The 20,927-nt window shown below is 65.3% G+C and carries 18 protein-coding genes; 7 read left to right on the forward strand and 11 right to left on the reverse strand.

The window, feature by feature from the left end; all coding sequences use genetic code 11:
• Positions 1-81: 81 nt before the first annotated feature.
• The 4 genes from CEY11_RS09890 to CEY11_RS09905 all read right to left on the reverse strand — a co-directional run bounded on the left by CEY11_RS09890 (position 82) and on the right by CEY11_RS09905 (position 5,164).
• Entirely contained in the window at positions 82-1,146 is a 1,065-nt protein-coding gene (locus CEY11_RS09890) for an ABC transporter ATP-binding protein (RefSeq protein ID WP_088603190.1), read from the reverse strand.
• Positions 1,143-2,816 (reverse strand): ABC transporter permease, encoded by a 1,674-nt coding sequence (locus tag CEY11_RS09895; protein WP_088603191.1) that lies wholly within the window; start codon positions 2,814-2,816, stop codon positions 1,143-1,145. Before CEY11_RS09895 ends, CEY11_RS09890 begins: the two co-directional genes overlap by 4 nt.
• A gap of 18 nt (positions 2,817-2,834) precedes the next feature.
• Positions 2,835-3,827: an ABC transporter substrate-binding protein gene (locus CEY11_RS09900; RefSeq protein WP_088603192.1), complete on the reverse strand. Its 993-nt coding sequence runs from the start codon at positions 3,825-3,827 to the stop codon at positions 2,835-2,837.
• 398 nt (positions 3,828-4,225) lie between these two features.
• Positions 4,226-5,164, reverse strand: a complete 939-nt coding sequence (locus CEY11_RS09905; protein WP_088603193.1) for a bifunctional helix-turn-helix transcriptional regulator/GNAT family N-acetyltransferase — start codon at positions 5,162-5,164, stop codon at positions 4,226-4,228.
• A 348-nt stretch (positions 5,165-5,512) separates the two neighbouring features.
• On the opposite strand from CEY11_RS09905, the gene panE reads away from it, so the two are divergent.
• A complete protein-coding gene (gene panE / locus CEY11_RS09910) occupies positions 5,513-6,451 on the forward strand; it encodes a 2-dehydropantoate 2-reductase (RefSeq protein WP_088603194.1) in 939 nt (312 codons plus the stop codon).
• A gap of 123 nt (positions 6,452-6,574) precedes the next feature.
• Here panE and CEY11_RS09915 read toward each other — a convergent pair whose 3' ends face one another.
• Both CEY11_RS09915 and CEY11_RS09920 read right to left on the reverse strand, forming a co-directional pair.
• Positions 6,575-8,152, reverse strand: a complete 1,578-nt coding sequence (locus tag CEY11_RS09915; RefSeq protein WP_088603195.1) for a DHA2 family efflux MFS transporter permease subunit — start codon at positions 8,150-8,152, stop codon at positions 6,575-6,577.
• Between the two features lie 103 nt (positions 8,153-8,255).
• A complete protein-coding gene (locus CEY11_RS09920; RefSeq protein WP_088603249.1) occupies positions 8,256-8,765 on the reverse strand; it encodes a MarR family transcriptional regulator in 510 nt (169 codons plus the stop codon).
• A 238-nt stretch (positions 8,766-9,003) separates the two neighbouring features.
• Between CEY11_RS09920 and ppc the strand changes: the two genes are divergently transcribed.
• Entirely contained in the window at positions 9,004-11,901 is a 2,898-nt protein-coding gene (gene ppc, locus CEY11_RS09925) for a phosphoenolpyruvate carboxylase (RefSeq protein ID WP_269845274.1), read from the forward strand.
• Between the two features lie 33 nt (positions 11,902-11,934).
• On the opposite strand, the gene CEY11_RS09930 is transcribed toward ppc, so the two are convergent.
• On the reverse strand, positions 11,935-12,279 hold the full coding sequence (locus CEY11_RS09930; RefSeq protein ID WP_088603251.1) for a PsiF family protein: 345 nt from the start codon (positions 12,277-12,279) through the stop codon (positions 11,935-11,937).
• 182 nt (positions 12,280-12,461) lie between these two features.
• Positions 12,462-13,364 (reverse strand): LysR family transcriptional regulator, encoded by a 903-nt coding sequence (locus tag CEY11_RS09935; RefSeq protein ID WP_088603196.1) that lies wholly within the window; start codon positions 13,362-13,364, stop codon positions 12,462-12,464.
• Positions 13,365-13,477: 113 nt separating this feature from the next.
• Here CEY11_RS09935 and CEY11_RS09940 point away from each other — a divergent pair, with 113 nt between their 5' ends.
• The 4 genes from CEY11_RS09940 to CEY11_RS09955 all read left to right on the forward strand — a co-directional run bounded on the left by CEY11_RS09940 (position 13,478) and on the right by CEY11_RS09955 (position 16,908).
• Positions 13,478-14,737 (forward strand): aromatic ring-hydroxylating dioxygenase subunit alpha, encoded by a 1,260-nt coding sequence (locus tag CEY11_RS09940; RefSeq protein ID WP_088603252.1) that lies wholly within the window; start codon positions 13,478-13,480, stop codon positions 14,735-14,737.
• A gap of 1 nt (position 14,738) precedes the next feature.
• A complete protein-coding gene (locus CEY11_RS09945) occupies positions 14,739-15,209 on the forward strand; it encodes an aromatic-ring-hydroxylating dioxygenase subunit beta (protein ID WP_088603197.1) in 471 nt (156 codons plus the stop codon).
• A gap of 11 nt (positions 15,210-15,220) precedes the next feature.
• A complete protein-coding gene (locus tag CEY11_RS09950) occupies positions 15,221-15,535 on the forward strand; it encodes a non-heme iron oxygenase ferredoxin subunit (protein WP_088603198.1) in 315 nt (104 codons plus the stop codon).
• Positions 15,536-15,711: 176 nt separating this feature from the next.
• The gene (locus CEY11_RS09955) at positions 15,712-16,908 is read left to right on the forward strand and encodes an MFS transporter (RefSeq protein WP_408608109.1); all 1,197 of its coding nucleotides are present in this window, start codon (positions 15,712-15,714) and stop codon (positions 16,906-16,908) included.
• Between the two features lie 63 nt (positions 16,909-16,971).
• On the opposite strand, the gene CEY11_RS09960 is transcribed toward CEY11_RS09955, so the two are convergent.
• Both CEY11_RS09960 and CEY11_RS09965 read right to left on the reverse strand, forming a co-directional pair.
• Complete coding sequence (locus tag CEY11_RS09960) at positions 16,972-18,477, reverse strand: DUF3300 domain-containing protein (protein WP_198958874.1); 1,506 nt, start codon at positions 18,475-18,477, stop codon at positions 16,972-16,974.
• Positions 18,478-18,758: 281 nt separating this feature from the next.
• Positions 18,759-19,193 carry a hypothetical protein gene (locus tag CEY11_RS09965; RefSeq protein ID WP_233154817.1) on the reverse strand — a complete coding sequence of 145 codons (435 nt, stop codon included), beginning with the start codon at positions 19,191-19,193 and terminating at the stop codon, positions 18,759-18,761.
• A gap of 454 nt (positions 19,194-19,647) precedes the next feature.
• Between CEY11_RS09965 and lhpI the strand changes: the two genes are divergently transcribed.
• On the forward strand, positions 19,648-20,601 hold the full coding sequence (gene lhpI, locus CEY11_RS09970) for a bifunctional Delta(1)-pyrroline-2-carboxylate/Delta(1)-piperideine-2-carboxylate reductase (RefSeq protein WP_198958878.1): 954 nt from the start codon (positions 19,648-19,650) through the stop codon (positions 20,599-20,601).
• 185 nt (positions 20,602-20,786) lie between these two features.
• On the opposite strand, the gene CEY11_RS26000 is transcribed toward lhpI, so the two are convergent.
• Positions 20,787-20,927, reverse strand: a 141-nt coding sequence (locus CEY11_RS26000) for a fumarylacetoacetate hydrolase family protein (protein ID WP_332888362.1), incomplete at its 5' end; no start/stop codon positions are given.

Below are 20,927 nucleotides of genomic sequence, written 5' to 3' on the forward strand. Positions count from 1 at the left end.
ATGAGCCAGAAATACCTACTCTACTCATAGAAACACCAACAACCGGTTTTTCAAGCCGACGCGGGCTTGGCCAGGCAGCGCCTACAAAACGGTCGCGCAGGCGGGCGCGGGCGTCAGGTACACCGGCTCGCCCACGCCCAGCAGCGTGCCAGCGGCGGGGTTGGCATGATCCACCAGCAGTTCGCCCACACCGGGCACCTCGGCCAGGTATTCCGCAATGCTGCCCAGGAACATCACGCGCCGCACCGTGCCGCGCAGCATGCCGGCCTCACGGCCGACGGCCAGGGCCTCGGGCCGCAGCACCACGGTCACCATCTCGCCTGCCGCCCTTTCGTGGGGCCGCACTTCCAGCGCGGTACCGCTGATGTCGACGTGCGTGGCGTCGATGACGCGTGCCTGCACGAAATTGGCCTTGCCCAGGAAGTCGGCCACGAAGCGGCTGCGCGGCCGCGCGTAGATTTCATCGGGGCGGCCGATTTGCTCGACCGCGCCCGCATTCATGATGACGATCAGGTCGGAAATGCTCATGGCCTCGACTTGGTCGTGCGTGACGTACACGGTGGTGATGCCGACACGCTGCTGCAGCTCGCGGATCTCGACGCGCATCTGCTCGCGCAGCTTGGCGTCCAGGTTGGACAACGGTTCGTCGAACAGAAGCAGGCGCGGCTCCATGACGATGCAGCGAGCCAGCGCCACGCGTTGCTGCTGGCCGCCGGACAACTGCTCGGGCGAGCGCCCCGCCAGGCCGGCAAGCCCCGTGATGTCGAGGGCGCGGCCGACGCGCTCGCGCAGCTGGGCGGCCGGCACGCGGCGCAGCCGCAAGCCGAAGGCCACGTTCTCGAAGACGTTCAGGTGCGGAAAGATGGCGTAGGACTGGAACACCATGGCCGCATCGCGCGCATTGGGCGGATCGTCGTTGACGCGGCGTTCGCCGAAATAAATGTCGCCGCCGGTGGGCTCTTCGAAGCCCGCGATCATGCGCAGCAGCGTAGTCTTGCCGCAGCCCGAAGGGCCCAGCAAGGTGACCAGCTGCCCTTTCTCGACATCGAGGCTGACGCCGCTGACCGCCACGGCGCGCGGCCCCGACGGGTCGCGGCTGGCGAATTCCTTGCGCAGATCGACCAGTCTCAAGTCTTTCAGGGTCATGCCATGCCTCCGTGCGTGCCGGCCGGCGTCAGCCGGCCGACGAGCTTGCCGATCACGCCGATGGCGATCACTACTATTACGATAAGCAGCACACTGAAGGCCGCCGCCACCCCCAGGCGCCCCGAACCCACCTGGCTGAGTATCTGCACTGTCATCAGGTTCCAGTCGGCCGACACCAGGAAGATGGCCGCGCTGATCGCCGTCATGGCCCGCACGAAGGCATACACCAGGCCCGAGAAGAAGGCGGGGGCCACCAGCGGCAGCGTAATCTTGCGAAAGGTCTGCAGGCTGCTGGCCCCCAGGTTGCGGGCGGCCTCTTCGATGGCCGGGTCGATCTGGCGCAGCACGGCCATGCCCGACTGTATGCCCACCGGCATGTAGCGGAATACGAAGGCCAGCACCAGAATCGCCAGGCTGCCGGTCAGGATCAGCGGCGGCCCGTTGAATGCCAGCACATAGCCTATGCCCACCACCGTGCCGGGCACGGCGAAATTCAGGATCGAGCCGAATTCCATCAGGCTCTTGCCGGGAAAGGCGCCGCGCACCACCATGAAGGCGATCAGCATGCCGAGCACGCCGCTGATGGGCGTGGACAGCAGCGCAATGACCAGCGTGTCCTTGACGGCGTCGAAACCCAGCTGGAAGACATAATGGAAGTGCTCCAGGGTGGGCGTGTAGTCGCTGCCCCAGACCCGGGTGAAGGCGCCCACGGCGATCACCGCGTAGAACACTGCAATGGCCAGCGCAAACAGCAGCACCAGCGCGTACAGCAGCCAGAGCGTGCGCGGGCCCAGCAGCCGCGAGGTCGAACGCGAGGGTTTGCCGGTGACCGTAACGTACTGGCGCCGCGAAATGTAGTAGCGCTGGATGGCGAACGCGGTGACGCTGGGAATCAGCAGCACCACGGCCAGCGCGGCCCCCAGCGGCAGGTCGAACGAGCCGGTGATTTCCAGATAGGCCTGGGTGGCCAGCATCGGGAAACGTGCGCCGGCCAGCACCAGCGGGTTGCCGAAATCGGCCAGCGACTCGATGAACACCACCAGGAATGCGCCGGCGATGCCCGGCAGCGACAGCGGCAGCGTGACCCGGCAAAACACCTGCCAGCGGCTTGCCCCCATATTGAACGCGGCGTCCTCCAGTGTGGCATTGATCGACTGCAGCACGCCGCGCAGCGACAAGTAGGCAATGGGTGCGAAGGTGAATATCTGCGACAGCACCACGCCGCGATAGCCGTAGATATCGAAGTCCTGCAGGTGCAGCAGCCGGCGCGTTATCAGGCCGTTGAAGCCGAACAGCAACAGCACCGATACCGCGGTGACAAACGGCGGCGAAATGATGGGCAGCATGGCCGCCAGGTGCAGCGGCTTTTTCAAGGGCACGGCGGCGCGGCCCAGCACGAAGGCCAGCAAATAGCCCAGCACGACGCTGGCCACGCCCACAGTAAGCGCAACTTTCAGGCTGTTGAGCAGCGCGCTGAAGTACAGACGGTGCTGGACGATGCGCTGGTAATGCGCCAGCGTCCAGCCCGTGTCGTCCTGGAAGCTGGTCAGCAGAACCTGCACCAGCGGGTACACGACGAACAACAAAAGCGCGACGAAAACCGCCGCGACCAGTGCGAAGAACACCGGGTCGCGCGCCAGCCTCTTGAGTTGCACCCCCACCTGGGCCATGTATTACTGGCCGGGCCGTTATTGGCCGAGCACGTCCTGCAGCCAGCGATCGACCAGGCGCTTGCGATTCTTGGCCGCGTAGCCCGGGTCGGATTCGACCAGCTTGATCTGGCTCATGGAGGGCACGCCGGCGCCAGCCTTGACGTCGTCGCGCACCGGCATGAAATAAGTCTTGGCATCGACCATGGCCTGCTGCCCCTGCTGCGAGGTGATCCAGTCGATCAGCTTCTTGGCCGCATCCAGGTCTTTGGCCCCCTTGAGGATGGAAACCGCCGCCACTTCGTGGCCCACGCCTTCAGAGGGAAACACCACGTCGACCTTGTAGCCCTGGTCTTTCAATTGCAGGAAGCCGGGCGTGAACTGGATCGCCACGGCGCATTGCCCCAGGCCCAGGTTGGCGCTGGGTGCCGTGCCGCTTTGCGTGTAGGTCTGCACGTTGGCATTGAGCGCCTTCATGTAGGCGAAGGCCTTGTCCTCGCCCATGATCTTGATGAGCGTGAGCACCGCTTCGTACGAGGTGCCCGAGGTCTGCGGCGAGGGCATCTGGATCAGGCCCTTGTAGGCGCTGTTGGTAAGATCGGCCCAGGAATGCGGTACCGGTGCGCCGCGCTTGGCCAGGATATCGGTGCGCACACCGAAAGCCAGCGGGTTGGTGTAGATGGCATACCAATAACCCTTGGGATCTTTGTACTGCGGCGCCACCCCGGCCGCCTTGTCGCTGACGTAGGGTTCGAGCAGATTGCGCTGCTCGGCCACCACGTGGTTTTCCACCGGCGCGCCGAACCAGACGTCGGCCTGCGGCCGCTTCGATTCGGCCTGTATGCGCGACAGCGCAGGCCCGGTGGACAGGAACACCATATTGGCCTTGATGCCGGTGTCCTTGGTGAAAGCGTTGAGGATCTTCTTGGCATTGGCCTCGTCCACGCTGCTGTATACCGTCAGCGTCTGGGCATGGGCCACGCCCGCCATGACAAGGGTAAAAAGTGAAAGTGTAGCCAGGCAGCGTTTCATTTCGTGTTCTCCTGCGCCTTTGCGGGCCGGGCGTGCGGCGCGGCGGGACACCCGTCCGCCGGCTTGTCCGGCGCATGGGCAAAGCCACGCGCCAGACCGCCAACTTAAACCCCGGCGCAAAACGCTGTCAATAGACAAAAGGCGGGAAAAGGCGGCTAGCGCCCGTGCACACTAAAGTAAAGCAAGAGGGAAGCCACGCTGGCGAGCAAACGGTCACGGCACAACGGACACGACACCAGTGTCGTGTCTCAGAAGTGCGTGCCCATAATGAAATCGATGGATTCGTGTGCAGGGCAAGGCGCAAACCGCAGCGATAGCCGTAACTATCGCGAGGATTTGCAACGCTGCCGTGTGCGCGAAGACACGATTTCATGGGTGCGAACTTCTGAGACACGACACTAAAGATCCAGGGCCCAGTTCTGGCCGACCAGATCCTTGCCGAAGGAATGATGGCGCTCTTGCTCGACCAGCTGGAAGCCGGCGGCCTGATAGATGCGGCGCGCCGAAACCAGCACATCGTTGGTCCACAGCACCATGCGCGTGTAGCCCTTGGCGCGCGCAAATGCAATGCATTCGTCCACCAGGCGCCGCCCTATGCCCAGGCCCCGCGCCGAGGGCTCTACATAAAGCAGCCGCAACTTGGCCACCGCATCGGATTCCTTGACCACAAAGATCGAGCCCACCACTTCGCCCTCGCGCTCGGCGACCCAGGCGCGCTCTCGCCTGGGGTCGAACTCTTCCACGAATTTCGCCAGGATCTGCGCCACCAGCGCCTCGAAGGTCTCGTCCCAGCCGTATTCCTGGTTGTACAGCACACCCTGGCGATGCGTGATCCAGCCTATGTCGCCCGATTGCAGGGGGCGCAGCACATAAGGCACGGCGGGCTCGGCGCGGCCGCCCAGCAGGCGCTCGATGGCCTGCATCGATTTCACCAGCCTGTCGCGCCCGGGCGCGTCCAGCGCCTGCAGCATCTGCGAGATTTCATCGTGCGATGCGCGATCCAGCGGCTCGAAGGCCTTGCGGCCGGCGGCAGTCAGGGCAAGCAAAGTCTGCCGCGCGTCTTGCGGCGCCGGCGACCGGGCCAGCAGGCCTCGCGCTTCGAAACGCTTCAGGACCCGGCTGAGATAGCCGGCATCCAGCCCCAGCTCGCGCACCAGATCGCTGGCGCTGAGGCTGTCGCGATGCGCCAGCTCGAACAATATGCGCACTTCGGTGAGCGAATATGCGCTTTTCAGTATGCCCTCGTTCAGCAGGCCTACCAAGCGCGTGTAGAAGCGGCTGAAGCCGCGCACCACGGCAATTTGTTGATCGAGGATCGAGACGGCGGCTGCGGTCATGGCATGGCTCCGGATGGCAAGAGGTACAGACGCGACAATAGTGGCTTGCCGACCATTTAATAGCCATTGTCAAATAATAACTTGCCTTAGTCAAGTATATAGTCATTATGGAAGCCAAAGACGGCGGCAGGCGTAGCGGGCCCCGAACCCGAGCGCGAACCCCGCCTCTTGGCGCAAGGGGCGAGTCATGCCTGATTCACTTCCGCGCCATGGGCGCCCCCGCATAGTGGCCGAGAGCCCCGGGCTCTTCACAAAGTGCATGCTTGATCCGGAAATAGAGCCAAGCCTCGAGCGCACCAGGCCGGAGTAATATGGGCACCACTGTTTGCAATCACGGGAAGCAAGACAATGAGATTTCTGGTTGTAGGGGCTGGAGCATTGGGCGGGTATTTCGGCGGCAGGCTGCTGCAGGCCGGCCGCGACGTCACATTCCTGGTGCGGCCGGCCCGGGCCGCGCTGCTGCGCGAACACGGGCTGCGCATCAAGAGCGTCAAGGGCGACGCCCACATCCCCAATCCTCCCACCGTCTCGGCGCAGGAGCTGAGCCCCGCCTTCGACGTCATCGTGCTCGGCTGCAAGGCCTACGACCTGGACTCGGCCATGGAATCGATCGCGCCGGCCGTGGGGCCGGACACCGCTATCCTGCCCTTGCTCAATGGCATGAAGCACCTGGATAGGCTGGCCGAGCGCTTCGGGCGCGATCACGTACTGGGCGGGCTATGCCTGATCTCTGCCGCGCTCGATGCCGACGGCACTGTGCGGCATTACAACGACAGGCACACTCTGGCCTACGGCGAGCAGGACGGCGCCTCGTCCGAGCGCGTGCGCCGTATCGAAGCGCAATTCGCGGAGGTCAACTTCACGGCCCGCGCCAGTACGCAGATCGTGCAGGAAATGTGGGAAAAGTGGTTGTTCATCGCGACCGCTGCCGGCACCAACTGCCTGATGCGCGGCGCCATCGGCGACATCGTGCAGGCGGGCGGCGTCGAACTGACCATGAGCCTGCTCGACGAATGCGTGGCCGTCGCCCGCGCCAACGGCCACGATCCACGCCCCCAGGCGCTGGAAAGCCCGAGAACCTTGCTGACGTCGCCCACGTCCACCGTAACGGCGTCCATGCTCAAGGACATAGAGCGCGGCGCCCCCACCGAGGCCGAGCACGTTTTCGGCGACCTGCTGCAACGCGCCGGCACGGCCCTGCCCGAGCGATCTTTGCTGCGCCTGGTCTATTTGCACCTCAAGGTCTACGAAGCGCGCCGCCTGCGCGAGGCGGCCGCGGCACATTGACCGCCCAGTTCAGGGATCCGCGCCCCGGAGCGGCGCCGCGCAGCTTGCGTTCGGGGTAGCCGACGCCACACAGCCCCGCCCGGCGCCGCAACACTGCGCAGCCGGTGCCAGGGCCCGTCGCCCCTAATCCGCCCCCACCGCCACGGCCTCGGCTTGCGCCTCGGCCGGGGCGGGTTCCTTGCTCTTTTTCTCGATGCGGCGATCGTTGCTCATCAGCATCAGGCACGGCATAGCCAGCATCGTCAGCCAGAACATCAGCCGGAAGTCGTCCAGGTAGCCGATGAAGGCCGCCTGGCGGTTGAGCACCTCGTTCAAGCCGGCCGCGCCGCTTTGCGTACCCAGGTCGAAGAGGCGCGACAGCCCTTCGGGCATGGCCAGCAGCGAGCCGGCCGTGATGTAGGTGGCCAGCGTGCTGTGCATGGTGGAGGTATTGCGCACCAGCAGTGTCTGCATTACCGAAATGCCTATGCTGCTGCCCACGTTGCGCGACAGGCTGTAGATCGCCGTGCCTTCGGAACGCAGGCGCCGATCCAGCGTCGAGAAAGTCATGGTGGTCAGCGGCACCGAGGTAAAGCCCAGGCCCAGCCCCTGGATGAAGCCGGGCCAGGCCACGTCCCATTCGGTGATCTGCATGGTATAGCAGGACATCTGCCACATCGACAGCGCCGTCAGGCTGAAGCCGAAAGCCAGGATCGCACGGCTGTCGATGCGGCCCACCAGCCGCCCGGCGAACATCATGGCCACCATCGTGCCCAGGCCGCTGGGTGCCGTAACCAGGCCGGTGGTCACCACCGGATAGCCCAGCAAGTCCTGCAGCATCGGCGGCAGCAGCGCCCGGGTGGCGTACAACAGCAGGCCCAGCAGGAAATAAATCGCCAGGCCGGTGACGAAGTTGCGGTCGTGCAGCAGCTGCACCTTGAAGAACGAATCGCCTTCGTCGGTAGCAGTGTGGATGACGAAGAAAGTGAAGGCGATCACCGCACAGACCGCCTCGACGCGGATCTCTATGGAGCCGAACCAGTCGGCCTGCTCGCCGCGATCCAGCAGCATCTGCAACATGCCTATGGCGATGGCCAGCATCGAAAAACCGAACCAGTCGAACTTGCTGAGAATGCGCGCGCCGCTGTCGTGTATGTAGTAATACACCCCGGCCAGGGACAGCACGCCGACCGGCAGGTTGATGAAGAACACCCAACGCCAGGTGAAATTGTCGGTCAGCCAGCCGCCCAGCGTGGGCCCCAGCACGGGGCCGAGCATGACGCCCATGCCCCACACCGCCATTGCCCGCGCGTGGCGCTCGGGCGGATTGATATCCAGCATGACGGCCTGCGACAGCGGCACCAACGCCGCCCCGAACACGCCCTGCAACAGCCGCGCCAGGACTATGGCCAGCAAGTCGACCGACATGCCGCAAAGCACCGAACTGATGGTGAAGCCGGCGATGGAGATCAGGAATATGGTCTTGCGCCCGTAGCGCCCCACCAACCAGCCGGTCACCGGCGTGGCGATGGCCGCGGCGACGATGTAGGACGTCAGCACCCACATGATCTGGTCTTGCGATGCCGACAGGCTGCCCGCCATGTGCGGCAGCGCCACGGCGGCGATCGTGCTGTCCAGCGTCTGCATGATGGTCGCCAGCATGATGGACAGCGTGATCATCAGCCGCCGGGACTCGGGCATGTCCTCCTGCAGGCCGCTCATGGCGCCACCCGGCCGCTCGGCATGGCAGGCAAGGCGCCCAGATAATAACCAGCGTTACTATCTACGCAAAAAAGACCGATTCGGTGCGTTCGGCGCATGAGTATCAATCCAGCTTGTACAGCAGCTTGCGCAGCAGCCGCTCGAGTTCGTTCACTTCTTCCGCCGAAAAGTCTTCCAGGGCCTCGCGCACGTGGTCGCGGCGCACGGGCAGGAAAGCCTCGACGAAGTCGATGCCCTTGCGCGTAAGCTGCAGGAACCACTGCCTGCCGTCGTTGGCATCGGCCTGGCGGTCGACCAGACCGTGCTTCTGCAGCTGGCGTGCCACGCGCGTGCTGTTGGTGCGCGACGAATTCATGAAGACACTGAGTTCCGATGGCCTGAGCCGGCGCTCCGGACTGGCGTAGATCACTACCAGCGACGTCCACTGGGTGGTGTTCAGGCCGTATTCGCGGAAAGGCTCGTCCATGAAATCGTTCAGGCGCTGCGCGACATGCTGGAACAGGCGCACGATGACGGACTCGCGCAGCGCCGCGCGCGACGCCAGGCGCCGCGACAGGCCCTGCATGGCCTGCTCGAAAGACTGGAAAGACGAAGGCTTGTCGGGAGTTTCCATATAGTAACGCACGTTACTATTTTCGCCGACGGAAGTCCAGTGCGCATCGAGCCGTGTGTGCCGCGAAGCGCGCACGGTTCCCCCGTCCGGGCCGGAAGCCGGATCCGGAAACGGCGGCGGCCACACTTCCGGGCGCCCCAGCCCCGGGCGCCGCGATCCGGTAATCGTATATAGTTAGCGCTGCCCCGCGCGGCTGCAGCACCTTCCCTCCACCCCCTGCCCAGAATGAGGAGTACTCGTGAATCTGCCCTCCCCCAGCCATCCGGAATCGCTACCCGGCCTGCGTACCGACATACGCATGCTGGGCAAGATACTCGGCGAAGTCATCCGCGAATGCGAGGGCACGGCGATCTACGACATTATCGAGAAACTGCGCCGCGCGGCCGTCTCGTTCCGGCGCGAAGGCAAGATCCGCGACAGCCGCCTGCTCGAGCGCCAGATCCGCGGGCTGGACGCCAGGCAGGTGAACTCGGTGATCCGTGCCTTCACCTATTTCCTGCATCTGTCCAATATCGCCGAAGACCGCGACCAGAACCGGCGCCAGCGGCATCATGCCCTGAGCGGGCGCGGCCCGCAGCGCGGCAGCCTGGGCCATGCCATCGAATTCCTGCAAGGCAAGGGGGTCAGCAACCGCAAGATCCAGCGCGCGCTGGAACAGGCCTGCGTGACGCCGGTGCTGACCGCGCACCCCACCGAAGTACAGCGCAAGAGCACGCTCGACCTGCACCGCGAGATCGCACTGCAGCTGGCGCGCAACGACAGCCGGCTGTCGCCCGATGAAGAACAATGGCTGCAGCGCCGCCTTGCCGGCCTGGTCTCGACCCTATGGCAGACGCGGCTGCTGCGGCGCCAGAAGCTGACTGTGCTCGACGAGATCGACAATGCCCTGGGCTTCTATCACAGCACCTTCCTGGCTGCCATCCCGCGCCTGTACCAGGATCTGGCCCGGCTGCTGCAGCGCCCGGGGCGCTCGCCGTTCAAGGTGGACGCCAGCCCGCTGCCCGCGTTCCTGCGCATGGGCAGCTGGATAGGCGGCGACCGCGACGGCAACCCGAACGTAAACGCCGCCACCCTGGAACAGGCGCTGCTGCGCCAGGCCACCGTGGCCCTGCAGCACTACCTGCTGGAAGCCAAGGAACTGGGCACCGAGCTGTCGATCTCCGAGACGCTGGAACACGCCAGCCCCGGCCTGCTCGCACTGGCCCAGGCCAGCGAAGACACCTCGCAGCACCGCGCCGACGAACCATACCGGCGCGCCTTCATACATATGTACGCACGGCTCGACGCCACCGCGCTCGAGCTGACCGGCCAGCGCCTGGCGCAGCGGCCGACCTACCCCGCCGCGCCCTATGCCGGCGCGGCCGAATTCCAGGCCGACCTGCAAACCGTCGCCGACTCGCTGGCGCAGCATCACGGCGGGGCGATCGCCATGCTGCGCCTGAATGCGCTGCTGCAGGCCGTCAGCGTGTTCGGCTTCCATTTGGCCACGGTCGACCTGCGCCAAAGCTCCGACGTGCACGAGCGCGTGCTGGCCGAGCTGTTCAAAGCCGCCGGGGTGCGCCGCGGCGATGCGGTAGTAGACTATGCCAGCCTCGACGAAGACGCGCGCATCGAGCTGTTGCGCAGCGAGCTGCGCGAGACCCGGCCCCTGGTGTCGCCATGGATACACTACAGCGCCGAGACCGAAAAAGAACTGGCCATCCTGCGCGCCGCGGCGGCGGCCCGCCGGCGCTACGGTGCCCAGGCAATGGTGCAATCCATCGTCTCCCACACCGAGACACTCAGCGATTTGCTCGAGGTGCTGGTGCTGCAGCAAGAGACCGGGCTGATCGCTCCGGGAGCCGGTGTTCCGGGAGCCGATGCTCCGGGAGCCGATGCTCCGGGAGCCGATTGCGGTTCCTGCGACGGGCTCATGGTGGTGCCCTTGTTCGAAACCATACCCGACCTCGAGCGCGGCCCCGACATCATGGCCGCCTGGCTCGATCTGCCAGAAGTCGCCGAGCGGGTGCAGCGCTGCCAGGGCGGCATCCAGGAAGTCATGCTGGGCTATTCGGACAGCAACAAGGACGGCGGCTACCTGACTTCCACCTGGTCGCTGTATCGCGCCGAAAGGCGCCTGGTCGAGGTCTTCAAGCAGCGCAAGGTGCGCCTGCGCCTGTTCCATGGCCGCGGCGGCTCGGTGGGCCGCGGCGGCGGCTCCAGCTTCGACGCCATCCTGGCCCAGCCGCCCGGCACGGTCGACAACCAGATCCGGCTCACCGAACAGGGCGAAGTCATACAAAGCAAATACAAGGACAGCGAGGTCGGACGCTGGCACCTGGAGCTGCTGGTGGCCGCGACGCTGGAAACCAGCCTCAGCCCGCGGCGCTCGGCCTCGCAGGCCGAAGACGAAAACATGCAGCGCTATGGCGCCGCGGTGGCGCTGATGTCGGACGCGGCGCAACAGGCCTATCGCGACCTGGTCTACCAGACCCCGGGCTTCGCCGATTATTTCTTCGCCTCGACCCCCATACTCGAGATCGCCGGCCTGAACATCGGCTCGCGGCCGGCGGCGCGCAAGCCCAGCCGCCGCATCGAAGACCTGCGCGCCATCCCCTGGGGGTTTTCCTGGGCGCAATGCCGGCTGATGCTCACCGGCTGGTACGGCCTGGGCACCGCCATCCAGACCTATCTGGAACAGGGCGGGCCCGGTTGCCCCGAAAGCCACAGCGCCAGGCTTGCGCAGCTGCGCCGCATGGCGCGCTCGTGGCCGTTCTTTTACACATTGTTGTCAAACGCCGAGATGGTGCTGGCCAAGACCGACCTGGCCATCGCCCGCAGCTATTCCCTGCTGGTGCCCGACAAGAAGCTGCGCAACCGCGTTTTCGGCTGCATCGAACGCGAACACGCGCTGACGCTGGAAATGTTCCGGCTGGTGACCTGCCGCGAGCTGCTGGACGACAACCAGCAGTTGCGGGCCTCGCTGAACGAGCGCTTTGCCTATATCGACCCGCTGAACCACCTGCAGGTCGAGCTGCTGCAGCGCCACCGCAACAGCCGCAGCTCCAGCAAGGGCGCCGACGAAGAAAGCAGCACGCAGCGCGCCATACACATGACCATCAACGGTATCGCGGCGGGGCTGCGCAACTCCGGCTGAGCCGACCTGCCGCAATACCGCCTGCCTGGCGGCCTACTTGGCCTTCAGGCAGGTGCTCATGAAGCTCTTGCGCGCGTCGCCCTTGAGCGACTTGGCCGAGGCCTGCGCATTGCAGGTCTTCATGCGCTGCTGCGAGGAAGACAGCTTCGAATCGGAGCTGGTTTCGCCCTTCAGGCACGACTTCATGAATTCCTTGCGGGCATCGCCCTTTTTGCCCGCGGCATCTTTGTTGCAGGTGGCCATGCGTTCCTGCTGGGCGGTCTTGGGCTTGGACATGGACATGGCGGCGCCGCCCGCCGTGGTGGCGGCAAACACCGGGGCGGCGGCAAAACCGCACAGGGCAGCGCAGACCAATACCGCGCGAGTCGTTTTAAACATGTGTGGCACCTCGTTCAAGTGGGTGTAGGTGCGCATATCTTGCTGTGCGCCCGGCCGCCGCGCAAGCTGCCGAAGCCCCGGCTTGACAATTTTTTTGCAACAGAATTTGAAACGCCTCGTGCTCGCCGGAGACCCCGTCCGGCCGCAGGCTCGGGCCGCCCCATGCCGCATACGGCTAGCGATCAAAACGAGAAGGTTTCCGAAATCAGGCCGCGCAGCCACTGGCTGCCCGGTTCGCGGTGGTTCCTGCTATGCCACAGCTGGCGGATGACGAATTCGGGCAGGCGCACCGGGCACGGCGCGTACACCAGGCCGAAGGGCTTGAGAGTGCGCTCGGCATAGGCCTGCGGCACCACCGCGATCATGTCGGTGCTTTGCAATATATGGCCGACCGCCACGAAATGCGGCACGCTCAGGCGCGGCCCGTCGGCAAGCCCGGCACGCCGCAGCGTCGCATCGACGGTGCCGTGGCCGGTGCCCGCGGCAACAATGGCAACTCGCTCGGCCGCCTTGAATTCCTTCAGGCCGAAATTGCCCGTGGCCAGGCGGTGGCCGCGGCGGAATACGCATACATAGCGCTGGCGGAACAAGCGGCGCTGAAAGAAGCCATGGCGCAAGTCGGGCAAAAAGCCTATGGCCAGGTCGACCTGGCCGCTTTCCATTTCGCTGCGCAGGCTGATGGTGGTGTCGCGCACCGTGCTGACGGACACGCCGGGCGCCAGGCGCGCCAGGCGCTTCATGAGTTCCGGCAGGAAATAGATTTCACCGATGTCGGACATGGCAATCGTGAAATTGCGTGTGCTGGTGGCCGGCTGGAACGCCGCCGGCGCAGTCAGCGACGCGCGCAGCGCGCCCAGCGCCTGCTCTATGGAGCCGGAAAGTTCCTCGGCATAGTGCGTAGGCGCCATGCCCCGCGCAACCCTGACGAAGAGTTCGTCATCCAGGGCCAGGCGCAGGCGGCGCAGCGCATTGCTGACCGCCGATTGCGACAGGCCCAGCGCCTCGCCGGCCCGCGACACGCTGCGCAGCCGGTACAGTTCGTTGAAGACCAGCAAGAGATTGAGATCCAGATCCTTGAGATCCATGCGGGCATATTATCACTGTTGATGATAGTTTTTATTCACGTAGTTCTATTTATAAATATATGGTCTGGGTGCATGATACGCAGAACATATCCAACACCAAGCAGGAGACATTCATGAGCCAGCCTCTCGACGGCCCCTGTACCGAACACCGCTGGAGCGGCGAGGGCACCAGCCGAACCCCGTTCTGGGCCTATACCGACGACAATCTTTACCGCCGCGAACTCGAGCGCTTCTTCTATTCGGGCCACTGGAACTATGTGGGGCTGGAAGCCGAAATCCCGCAACCCGGCGACTTCAAGCGCACCACCATAGGCGAACGCTCGGTCATTCTGGTACGCGCCGAAGACAATGAAATCCATGTCGTCGAAAACGTCTGCGCCCACCGCGGCGTGCAGTTCTGCCGCGAACGCTACGGCAACCGCAAGGACTTCACATGTCCGTACCATCAATGGAACTACGACCTGAAAGGCAATCTGCTGGGCGTGCCGTTTCGCCGCGGCGTCAAGCAGAACGGCAGGATCAACGGCGGCATGCCGGCCGACTTCGATCCCAAAGACCACGGCTTGAACCGGCTCGCCGTGGCCACGCGCAACGGCGTGGTGTTCGCCTCGTTCGACCATGATGTCGAGCCGCTGGAAGACTACCTGGGGCCCGACATCCTGGGATACTTCGACCGCGTCTTCGACGGCCGCAAGCTCACCATCCTGGGCTACAACCGGCAGCGCATTCCGGGCAACTGGAAGCTCATGCAAGAGAACATCAAAGACCCGTATCACCCGGGCCTGCTGCATACCTGGTTCGTGACCTTCGGCCTGTGGCGCGCCGACAACCAGGCGGAATTGAAGATGGACGCGCACTTCCGCCACGCGGCCATGATCTCCACCCGCGGCTCGGGCGGCAAGGGCGCGGTAACAGCAGGCGTGTCCAGCTTCAAGGAACAGATGAGCCTGCACGACGACCGCCTGCTCGACGTAGTGCAGGAACCATGGTGGCGCGGCCCGACTGCGGTCATGCTGACGCTGTTTCCCAGCGTCATCATCCAGCAGCAGGTGAACTCGGTGTCGACCCGCCACATTCAGCCCAGCGGCCCCGATTCCTTCGACTTCGTCTGGACCCACTTCGGCTTCGAGGAAGACTCGGCGGAAATGACACGGCGCCGTCTGCGCCAGTCCAATCTGTTCGGGCCCGGCGGGTTCGTATCGGCCGACGACGGCGAAGTCATCGAATTCTCGCAAGAGGGCTTCCGCCAGAAGCCCGAGCACCGCACCATCGCCGAACTGGGCGGGCGCAGCGTGGAAAACACCGACCACATGGTCACCGAAACCCTGATACGCGGCATGTACGCCTACTGGCGCAAAGTGATGGAGCAGTAAGATGGATTTCGACACCTACTACTCGGTCGTAGCGCTGTATGCCGAATACGCCTCGGCCCTGGACGACCGGCGCTGGAGCGCCTGGCCCGAATTCTTCGTCGACGACTGCATCTATAAAGTGCAGCCGCGCGAAAACTACGACCGCGGCTTTCCCCTGGCCACCCTGTCCTTCGAGAGCAAGGCCATGCTCGAAGACCGCATCTACGGCGCCACCGAAACCATATTCCACGAACCCTACTACCAGCGCCATGTGGTGGGCCTGCCCAAAATCGGCAAGGTCGACGCGCAGCGCATCGAGTCGCAGGCCAATTATTCCGTGTTCCGCACCCGCAGCGACGGCGTGTCCACGGTCTATAACGTGGGCCGCTACATCGACGTCATCCGGCGCGAGGCCCAGGGGCTGAAATTCGAATCGCGACTGTGCATCTTCGATACCGAGATGATCCCCAATTCCCTGATCTACCCCATATAAGCAAGCGCGCCATGAACGAAGACTGGATAGCGGCCATCGCCGCCGCAGAAGTGCCCGAAGACGACGTCACTGCAGTACAGGTGGCGGGCCACGACATCGCTTTCTACAAGACCGAGGGCCAGTACTACGCCACCGACAATATCTGTACCCACGGCCAGGCCAGGCTGTGCGACGGCTTTCTATACGGCCACGAAATCGAATGCCCCTTACACCAGGGCCGCTTCGACATCCGCGACGGCCGGCCGCTGTGCGCGCCGGCAAGCGCGCCCATCAAGGCCTACGCCGTCAAGGTGGAAAACGGCCAGGTGCTGGTGAACCTGTCCTGAGGCCTGGCGCCCCTGCCTGGCCGATCGATTGGCGCGCCCCGTTCGCGCCGCCGCAATAGACAGGCCCGCCGCACAATTCGAGTTAGCCTGGCTGCCCGGCGGGCACGCCCCGTCTGCCCGCCCCGTCTGCCCGGCCCATGTGCCGGGCGGTTCGTGCATGGCGTAGAATTCCTGATTTGGCCGCTGCGGCAGGTACGCAGCTCGAGCTGCACCGCAACGCGGCGGCGGCCGCGCAGCGACAGGAAGGCACACCATTGAGCGACGCCCCGGCCCAAACCACAGACAAGAACTCCCGCTACGCCTCATTGGTACTCGGCATGTCGCTGCCGGCCGACACCGTGCTTTACCTAGTGCTGCCGCTGTATGCCGCACAGTTCGGCCTGACCCTGGCCGAGGCCGGCATACTGCTGGCCGCCAACCGCCTGGTGCGCATCGCCGGCTACAGCACGGTGGCCAGGCTTTACGCCAAGCATGGCGACCGCGCCGCCTGCATGCTGGCCGCGGCCGTCGCATCGGTGTGCGCATTGGGCTATGCCACCTGCTCGGGCTTCTGGGCGCTGCTGGTGTTCCGGCTGCTGTGGGGCCTGTCGTATGCGGCGCTGAATCTCTCCACCCAGTCGCTGGCCACCGCCGAGCTGGCCGGCGCCGCGCGCCGCACGGGCCAATCGCGCGCGCTGATCGCGCTGGGGCCGATGCTGGCGCTGCCGCTGTCCGCGATCTCGGCGGAACACTACAACCCGCACATCTTCTTTCTGCTGCTGGCCGCGGTGGCGCTATGCGCGGTGCCCATCGCGCGGCGCCTGCCCTCCGGCCAGGGCCACATCAAACCCAGGGAACAGCGCTTCAGGCTGCCCGGCGCACTGGACATCTGGTCCTTCGTCGAGGGGCTGGTGCTCGACGGCCTGTTCATCGTCGGCCTGTCGTTCCTGGGCCATAGCATCGCCCCGACGGGAGCCGTGGTCATCGCCGGCCTGTTGCTGGCCCTGCGCTATCTTGCAGAGATCCTGCTCAGCCCCGTGGGCGGCCAGGTCGCCGAAAAATACGGCGCCGAGCGCATGCTGGTCACGCTGTCGGTGACGACGTCGGTGGCCCTGGTAGGGTTCGGTGCCGGCTGGCTGTGGGCCTGCGCCGCGGCGGTAGTGGTGCTGCGCGCGCTGCAGCTGCCGCTGATCGCCCCCATCGTCGCCCAGCGCTACCCCGGCCCGCAGCGCGTTCATGCGCTGGCCACGCGGGCGATCTGGCGCGACATCGGCGCCGGCGTAGGCCCGATGATGGCCGGCGTGCTGCTGCCGGTAACCTCGTCGCTGCTGCTGTATAGCGTCGCCGCGGCATGCCTGGCGACTTCGGCGCTGGCCTGCCGCAGCAGGCAGTGACGCGGCAGGCAGCGACGCGGCGGGTGTGCGCCGCGGCGCCTGCGCTGCCTGACTAAAGATAGATCAATGCCGTTCTTCGCGGTGGCCATGTCCACCGCCGCGGCCATTCCCATGGCCGCCCTCGGGCCGGCGCGCCGCCGGCGGATGGTTCGCGGCCGGCCGTGGCGCAGAAGCCTGCCGTTCCGGGCCTCGATGGGGTGCCTGCATGCCGCCATGCATCGCCGGGCTTTGCGGGCGCGGCTGAGACGGGCGTGATTGAGGCGGGCGCGACTGGGGCGGGCGCGATTGAGGCGGACGCGACTGCGGGGCGGGAGCGCGCGCAGGCCCGGCCGCCGGTGGCGGGCTATGGGGAGCACGCCCCGCGCCGGCGGGATGGCCGGCAGGCGGAGAGCCTCCGGGAGGCCGGCCGCCCGCTGCGGACGGACGCGGCCCGGGAGCCCCGGGAGGGCGCGATCCAGGGCTATGCGGCGCGGAGCCATGGGCCCGCGAATCTTGCGGGCCATGGACTTGCGGGCCGCCGCGACCCGCCGGGCCGTGAACTTGCGGGCCCGGGCCATGACCCGCTGCGGGCGGCCTGCCCGGGGGCATTGCGGGGCCGCGCCCGCCATGGAAGGCCGGCCCGCCCGGCCCATGGCCGTAGCGCTCGCGCAGCGCCGGATTACCATAGCGCGCACCACGCCTGTGCTCGGGGCGATGCACCCAGTTCGGGCTTGCTATGTGCACGTGGTTATAGCGGTTGTAGCGCTGAACATTTATACGCACGACATGGCGATGCCAGTCCATGTGGCCCCAGAGCGCATGCCCGACCATCAGGCCCGCCCCGAACGAAATGAACACGCCCGGCGGCGGCGCATAGCGGGGAGGATGCCAGTAGAAGGGGCGATATGCCGGATAGGGCCAGGCTCCGTATACCACCAGCGGATCGTACACGGGCACATACACCAGCTCCGGCTGCGCCGGAAGAATCTCGATGACCGGGCTGGGGCCGGACACCACCTGTACCGTCTGCTGCGCCGTCGATTGCAGATGGCCCGCGGCCCGAGCTCGCTCGCGCAGCCGCTGCACCGCGCTCATCAAATCTTGCTGCTGCGATAGAAAGACCTCGCCCAGCTGTTGCGTCCAGTCGAGCCGGTCGCTCATCATCTGCAATACGTCCGGAAACGCCGCCAGCGACTGGACGCTGGGATCCCAGGGCGAATTCTGCAGGGCCGACGACAATTGCTGATCGGACATCTGGCGCGGCTGTGTCGAACGCCAGCGCTGGGCTTCGACGACTTCCAGTGGGTATGTGGAAGCCATGAGTACCTGTGACAGCAGCGCATCGGGATATAGCGCGATGGGCGCCACCAGCTGTTCCAATTGCGGCGGACTCAAGAGAGGCGGCGGCGGAGCTTCCTGGGCTCGCAGTGCAGCGAACGGCGCCAGGCAGGCCAGCAAGGCGAACAGGCAAGCCCAGCCGGCGACGGCAACCGTAAATCGATGGCTTGAACCGTGCCGCAGCCGACCGGCTGCCGCGACACCGCGGCCGGCGGCAAAAACGCGCGCACCGTATGCGCTGATCATATTCATTTCCGTACTCCACAATCCCGCGGCCACAGAACGGCCATACGGCGGCGGCATGCCGTGCGACGCTCAAGGCCTGCGGCCGCCGCCCCGGGACTGCGGCACGCAATCCCACTCCACAATAAGACCACACGGGCGGCGCATTGTTCGGGCCGGAAACGGAGCGAAACACATTTACTTTGCCCGGCATTCATGCATAGCCATGGCGCGCCACATCATCAGCGCGAGCAATCACGCGCAAGAAGCGGCGCGCCACTGGCACACCGGCATGCCAACCGGACAACACGCTAGCCGGTGACCTTGCAATCCTTGGCCAGAATATTGTGGGCGATGGCCGCCTGGCCGCTGGCGCCGGGCTGCTGCGTGTCCTGAGTCAGCATACTGCCGTTGGCATGCGAAGTGTCGTCGCGCGTGAACTTTTCCGTGGCCCAGGTATAGCCATTGCCGGTGAAAGTATCGCCGACCATATCGGTCTTGCTGCCCGTATCGCGCGTCAGGTCGATCGCCTGGTTGTTGTAGATCAACTTGGCCGTGACAGGATCCGTACCCTGGAAGGTGTACTGCACATCCAGCGCTTGCTGCCCATGGGTACCGCACTCATAGTGCACCGTTTTCTGCGACAGTTCCTGAGGCTTCATGTCGTGGCCGGTCGAGGCGCAGGCCGCCAGGCCGGCGCATAGCGTAGCCGCGGCGAGACAAGTCAGGGGGCGGGTGATCGTCATCTGTATATCCTTAATGAAATCCAGGCTCGGCGCCTGCTCCTGCAATTTTTATAGCACCCGCCTGCAGCCCCCCATGTAAGCAAACGTGCCGCTCGGCCCCTGCGACCTTGCGCGCCACGGCCATACGGCAGCGCACGCCGTACGGCCCTCGCGGCGTGGAAGCCCTGCGCAACAAAAACGCACAAATACTTCACACGCGGCGTACGCGGCGCTTACAAAGGTAAAGTAATGACACCCGTCGGCGCCACACCTGCGGCCATGCACGTGCTTGCCGGCAAACGCCGCCACAGATCGATACCTTGCAACATGCCGCGCTATCATTACCGAATCACTACCAAGCCGAGCCAGCCGGTTCCAGTATGTTGCTTGCTCTAGAGGCAAGTTCGGGCCAACAGGCAGGCCATCGGCTGTGGTAATCCGCGCCGCCGCATGCGTACCACCTCAAGGACATCCCATCTTGCAGATATACGACAGCAGCACGACGGCGGCCAGGCTTCCGTTCGACGCATTGATACCCGCCCTGGCACGCATGTTCCGCGAGGGCTGCACCGTCCCGCGGCGGCACAATCACGCGCTCGGCACGACATCGGGTACGCAGAACAGCTTATTGATCATGCCAGCCTGGCAGCAAGGAAAGTATCTGGGGATCAAGCACGTCACGATCTTTCCGGGCAACGGTGCGCACGGCCTGCCCGGCCTGCACTCGACCTACACCTTGTTCGACGCCGGCAATGGCGTGCCCCTGGCCATCATCGACGGCGACCGGATCACCACGTGCCGCACGGCGGCAGCATCGGCGCTGGCCGCCTCGTACCTGGCGCGCCGGGATGCACGCACACTGCTGATTGTCGGCGCCGGAAATGTCGCAGCGGTGCTGGCCCCGGCCTACGCGGCGGTACGGGACATCAGCCGCGTTCTGGTCTGGAACCGCTCGCCCTCAAAAGCAGTATCCCTCGCACAGCAGTTGACGCAGCAAGGCTTTGACGCCCATGCCGAGCCCGACCTGCAGGCCGGCGTCGAGCAAGCCGACATCGTGAGCTGCGCGACCCTGTCACAAGAACCGCTGGTGCGGCGCGCATGGATGCGCCCAGGAACCCACCTGGATCTGATCGGCAGCTTCCAGCCCTACATGCGCGAAGCCGACGACGCTTCATTTGCCGACACCGCGGTATTCATAGATACCGAAGAAGCCCTGGACAAGGCCGGCGACCTGCTGTCGCCCATCGCCGCCGGCGTATTCAGCCGCGACCGAGTGCAGGCCACGCTGGAAACGCTATGCCAAGGCCGGCACCCGGGCCGGCGCAGCGATGAAGAAGTCACCGTGTACAAGGCGGTCGGCACGGCTTTGGAAGACCTGGCCGCGGCGATGCTGGTGCATGCGGGGAATCCGGCAGGCGGCCAGGGATGAACCGCAGATCCCGGCAAGGCCGGGCAACAATGGACATACAAACCATCGCTCGGACAAACCATTACTCAGCGGGGAGCCGGTGGCGGCAGGCAAAGCAAACCATGACTGCGCCTCGGCATCTGATCTGGCTCGAAGAACCACGATGCCGGGCGAATAGCTTTTATCTCGCCCCGCCGGAGGGCGGCTCAGACGAGGCCGGCCTGCGTTGCGGTGTCGCCGGGGCATGCCACCAGGGTGTTGACCAGGCGGCCGATGCCTTCAATTTCGGTGACGACCTCGTCGCCCGGCTGCACGTTGACGATGCCGTCGGGCGTGCCAGTAAGGAT

The sequence above is a fragment of the Candidimonas nitroreducens genome, assembly GCF_002209565.1.
GTDB classification, from domain to species: domain Bacteria; phylum Pseudomonadota; class Gammaproteobacteria; order Burkholderiales; family Burkholderiaceae_B; genus Candidimonas; species Candidimonas nitroreducens.